The organism is Mycobacterium sp. (assembly GCF_049673265.1).
Classification (GTDB): Bacteria; Actinomycetota; Actinomycetes; order Mycobacteriales; family Mycobacteriaceae; genus Mycobacterium.
On the sequence record NZ_JBATXN010000461.1, the window covers coordinates 1 to 4825 of the forward strand.

Consider the following 4825-nt stretch of genomic DNA (forward strand, 5'->3'; position numbering starts at 1 on the left):
GCGTAGCTGTGGCCCTCACCGACTTTTCGACCGGTGTCGGCTTGGGTGCTTTGTTCAGCTTGTTCGCTTTGCGAATTCCGTTGTCCAGCAAGCCAGCCGGCGCATACTTCTTCAGCAAAGCCAGCCGTCGCGCCAGCGGTCCGGCAGGATACCGCAACTTCGGCCTCCGGCTGGTCGCGGCCTTGAGCACGACCCGAGCGACGACGGCGGGATCATCCCCGCTGTACAACGCCTCAGCGATGGCCTGCTTGACGTGCTCGCGAACGGCCTCGTAACTGCCCAGCGGTGAATCCGCATCGATGGCGTTGGCCTCGAACGACGTGTTGGTGAAGCCGGGCTCGACGACGGAGACCCGCACACCGAATTCGCGGGTTTCATGGTCGAGGGACTCCGAATAGCCCTCCACCGCGTGCTTCGAGGCCGCATAAAACGAGCCGTACGGCGACGGGAGGAATCCCAGCACCGAGCCGATGTTGATGATCCGGCCACTGCGCTGTGCGCGCAGGTAAGGCAGCACCTCGCGGGTTAGCCGCGCCAACCCGAAGAAGTTCGTTTCGAACAGCTGCTGCGCCTGGCCGACCGAGGTCTCTTCCGCGGCGCCAAAGACACCTGCGCCGGCGTTGTTGACCAGGATGTCGATGCGACCGGCGCGCTGAACGACCGTGGACACTGCGGCAGTGACCGACGCGGCGTCGGTGACGTCGAGCTGGACCAATTCCAGTCCGGCAACCGGCTCCGTCGACTGCGGGTTGCGGCTGGTGCCGAAGACCTCAAAGCCCTTTTCCGCGAAGGCGCTGGCTACAGCCCGGCCGATTCCCGAAGAGACGCCGGTAACCAATACCACGGGCGATCGATTTGTCATATCCACTCCTAGTAAACCGATTGGTGTACTTCTATCCGAGGCCACGCTACACCCCTTGACGTCCGATGTAAACCGGTCGGTATACTCCAGCTATGAGCAAGCAGCAGGCGCCAACCAAGGGTGGCCGAGGCGCGCGGCAGCGCATCCTGGATGCTGCCGCGGAGTTGTTCTACCGGGAGGGCATCAACGCCACCGGCGTCGAACGACTCGCCGCCGAATCATCGGTCTCCAAACGAACGCTCTACCAACACTTTCCGAGCAAGACGGCGATGGTTGAGGAGTATCTGCGCAGCATCGAGCACCGCGTCGCCAATCCCGTGGACGCTGCCGACCAAACGCCGCGCGAGCGCTTGCTGGCTGTTTTCCAAGCGCCGACGGTGCCCAGTGGACCCCTGCGCGGCTGCCCCTTCCACAACGCGGCCGTCGAAGCTGCCGGAGCCATGCCCGGCGTGCAGGAAATCGTTCGTGCCAACAAGCGCGGCTTTACCAGCCAGCTGGTCGAGCTGGCCAAACAAGCGGGCGCCGCCGACCCGCAGCTACTGGGCAGCGAGCTCGGAGTGCTCTATGAAGGCGCGGCTGCCCTGGCTACGTCGCTGGATGACCCATCGCCGTGGACGCAGGCCCGCGCGGCAGCGCAGACGCTGATCGACCAGGCCGTCGCCCAGTGACGCTCAGCGCGCGCCCCGCACCAGCCGGCCCGGTCGCGCACCGGTATCGGCGCCATCGCGCCGGGTCACGACGCCGTTGACGATCGTGGCGCAGTAGCCAGACGCACCCTGCACGAGCCGGTTCCCACCCGCCGGCAGGTCGTAGGCCATCCGGGGAGCATGCAAAGTGATGGCATCCATGTCGATGACGTTGACGTCAGCCCGCTTTCCGATCTCGATGACACCCCGATCGGAGAGCCCGAAAAGCTGAGCGGTATCGCGGGACTGTTTGCGCACTACATACTCCAGCGGCAGCTTCTCACCGCGTCGACGATCACGCGCCCAGTGGGTCAGCAAGAAGGTGGGATACGACGCATCGCAGATCATGCTGCAGTGCGCGCCGCCATCGGATAGCCCCACCACACCCGCGGGATGCAAGAGCATCTCCCGGATTGCGTCGTGGTTGCCGTGGCAGTAGTTGTAGAACGGCAACATCAGCATCGACGTGGCGTCGGCCTCGAGCATGAGGTCGTAGAGCGTGGCCAGTGGGTCGTCGCCTCGCTCGGCGGCGATTTTCTCAACGGTGCGCTCGTCAGTCGGCTCGTAGTCGGGGGGATCGCCCAGCGCATACAGCCGGCCAAGCGAATATTGAACGAGCGCAAACATGTTGTCGAACAACTTATTTGGGTCTGGCGGCAGATCGTCCTCGGACAGGATCGCGGCCTTGACGCCAGGGTCGGCCAAACGTTGCGCGAGCTCTTCGCGACTGCATTCGGCCTTCAACGTACGGAACGTTGGGCGGTGGGTGAACGCGTGGTGCCCGGGGAAGCCGAACAGCATGCCGAACGGTCGCGCGGCGATCTGGGGATACAACCGACTGCCCGCCGCGTGGGCGGCCGCCGAGATGTCCAGCTGTTCGCGCCAAAGATCCGGGGCAGCGTCCACTTGGATCATCCCGAACGAAATCGGCCGGTCGATCTCCGCGCCGAGGCGTTGCATCCACTCCAATTCCTTTTTGGGCGCGATGATGTCCTCGCCCGCCACACCTTGGGGAGCCAGCTCGAAAACGGCCTGGCCGCCGGCGGCCATGGCCCGACCAAGCCCGAACAGCTCATCCTCGGCAGCGTAGGTTCCAGGAACCGGCTCGCCGTCGATCGCGCGGTGACCGAGGGTGCGGGAGGTCGAGAAGCCAAGCGCGCCAGCCTCGACAGCCTCCTGCACCAGGCGCGCCATCGCCGCAATGTCGTCGGGTGAGGCGGGCTCGTTGCGGGCGCCGCGCTCGCCCATCGCGTAGGCGCGAACCGCGCCGTGGGCGACCTGGCTGCCCACATCGACGGCGAATTCGTTTCTTCCGATGGCATCGAGGTATTCGGGGTAGCTCTCCCAGCCCCACGACATGCCCTCGGTGAGCGCGCTGCCGGGGATGTCCTCGACACCTTCCATCAGGCCGATCAGCCAGTCTTCTTTGCCGGGCCGTACCGGCGCGAAGCCGACGCCGCAGTTGCCCATGACAACCGTGGTCACCCCGTGATTGCTGGACGGCTCCAGCAGGTTATCCCAGCTAGCCTGACCGTCGTAGTGGGTGTGGATGTCGACAAATCCGGGTGCGACGATCTTGCCGGTCGCGTCGATCGTCTCGGCGGCCTCGCCTTCCAGCGGCGAGCTGCCGGGTCCGCGCCGACGCACCTCGACGATTCGGCCGTCTTTGACCGCGACGTCGGCGTCGAATCGGTCCGCACCTGTCCCGTCCACAACGGTGCCGCCGGTGATTTTGAGGTCGAACACGATTACTCCCTTGGTCTGCCCCGCTGGCTGGCTACAGTGAACCGCGGAAGATAATGTAACACCGTTACAGACGCGATGGGAGTGCTTCGATGACGACACAAGCCGCGCCTCAAGCCCAGCGAGAGGACGCGATCGGCGCGCCGCCGCAACGTCCGACCCTGGTGCCCGCGGAGCGGTACTACTCCCCCGCGTTTGCACAGCTCGAGGTGCAGCGGATGTGGCCGAAGGTGTGGCAGGTCGCGTGCGCGGTCGACCACGTCGCCGAGCCCGGCGACTATTTCGAATACCGCTGCGGCCCTTACTCGGTACTCATCGTTCGCGGCGACGACGGGACCCTTCGCGCGTTCCAGAATGTGTGCCGCCATCGCGGCAACTCGCTGTGCGCCGGCTCCGGCGCAGGCCTGGGTGAACTGCGCTGCGGCTACCACGGCTGGACCTGGGATCTGCGCGGCATCCTCAAGCGGGTCCCGAACCGCAAAGGATTCGGGACACTGCAGATGTCTGAGCTGCCGCTCGTCGCGGTTCGCGTCGACACTTGGGAGAGGCTGGTGTTCGTCAACCTGGACGTCGACGCGGCGCCGCTGGCCGACTACTTGGAGGCGATCCCACAGGACATCGCGTGGCTCGGTCTCGGCGACTTCCGGTGCTACGGGACCATGACGATCGAAGTCGATGCGAATTGGAAGACGATCGCCGACGGGTTCAGCGAGACCTACCACGTCCAGACGCTGCATCCTGAATTGCACCGGTGCATGGATGATGTCTATGCCCCACAGATGATTTGGGGGCACACCGGCAAGTCCGAGCAGCTCTACGGTCTGCCAAGCCCGCATCTCAAGCACACGCCTACCGACGCCGAGGTGTGGGACGCCTACGTCTGCACCCAGGGAGCACTGATGGGCGTCGTGGAGGGCACACCGTTGCCGGACGATCGGCAGGGCCAGTCGGTCAAAGACGTAATCGCCCAACAGACAAAAGCTTTCGCTGCTTCGCGCGGCGTCGATTTAAGTTGGGCCAGTACCGATCAGGTGATGCGGCTGCACCAGTACAACGTCTTTCCGAATCTGAGCCTGCTGGCCAACGCTGATCACTTGACGGTGATGGCCGCACGTCCAGGGCCCGATCCCGATCACGGCGAGTTTGTCATGTTGTTGTGGACGCGGATGGCGCCGGGTGCGCCGCGGATCAAGCCCGCCGACGTTCGGATGACCGCGAATGAAGCCGAGCCCGGTCTGGTGATGACGCAGGACATCAACGTGTTGGCCGGAATTCAGCGCGGAATGCACCAGCCGGGGTTCACGCACTTGACGCTGTCCAACGAGGAGCGGCGGGTGATCAATATGCACCGCAACCTCGAACGCTATCTCGACCTGCCGCCATCGGATCGCCTTCGCGCCGGCGACGATGCAGTGGGGGCACCCCCAGCCGCGAAGCGACGATGCAGAGTGCAGCGATGAGGAGGAGCGGCGGCATGAACAAGGGGGGTGAGATCAGTGACGGAAGCCGTTAGCGCGGAGTCGATCCTCGATGC

At 64.9% G+C, this 4825-nt stretch carries 4 protein-coding genes; 2 read left to right on the forward strand and 2 right to left on the reverse strand.

Translation table 11 applies throughout. The features are described from left to right. The coding region (locus WBF82_RS16110) for an oxidoreductase (protein ID WP_424383985.1) at window positions 1-862 on the reverse strand (862 nt) is incomplete at its 3' end. A gap of 92 nt (window positions 863-954) precedes the next feature. Between WBF82_RS16110 and WBF82_RS16115 the strand changes: the two genes are divergently transcribed. After that, window positions 955-1530: a TetR/AcrR family transcriptional regulator gene (locus tag WBF82_RS16115; RefSeq protein ID WP_424383986.1), complete on the forward strand. Its 576-nt coding sequence runs from the start codon at window positions 955-957 to the stop codon at window positions 1528-1530. 3 nt (window positions 1531-1533) lie between these two features. Here the strand turns inward: WBF82_RS16115 and WBF82_RS16120 are convergent, their stop codons facing one another. Then, the gene (locus tag WBF82_RS16120; protein WP_424383987.1) at window positions 1534-3294 is read right to left on the reverse strand and encodes an N-acyl-D-amino-acid deacylase family protein; all 1761 of its coding nucleotides are present in this window, start codon (window positions 3292-3294) and stop codon (window positions 1534-1536) included. Between the two features lie 89 nt (window positions 3295-3383). Between WBF82_RS16120 and WBF82_RS16125 the strand changes: the two genes are divergently transcribed. After that, window positions 3384-4751, forward strand: coding sequence for an aromatic ring-hydroxylating oxygenase subunit alpha (locus WBF82_RS16125; protein ID WP_424383988.1), 1368 nt, complete (start codon window positions 3384-3386; stop codon window positions 4749-4751). The last annotated feature ends 74 nt before the right edge of the window (window positions 4752-4825 follow it).

Bases quoted from the DNA above. Each gene is read 5' to 3' on its own strand.
- WBF82_RS16115 (WP_424383986.1), top strand. From the start codon at position 955: ATGAGCAAGCAGCAGGCGCCAACCAAGGGTGGCCGAGGCGCGCGGCAG.
- WBF82_RS16125 (WP_424383988.1), top strand. From the start codon at position 3,384: ATGACGACACAAGCCGCGCCTCAAGCCCAGCGAGAGGACGCGATCGGC.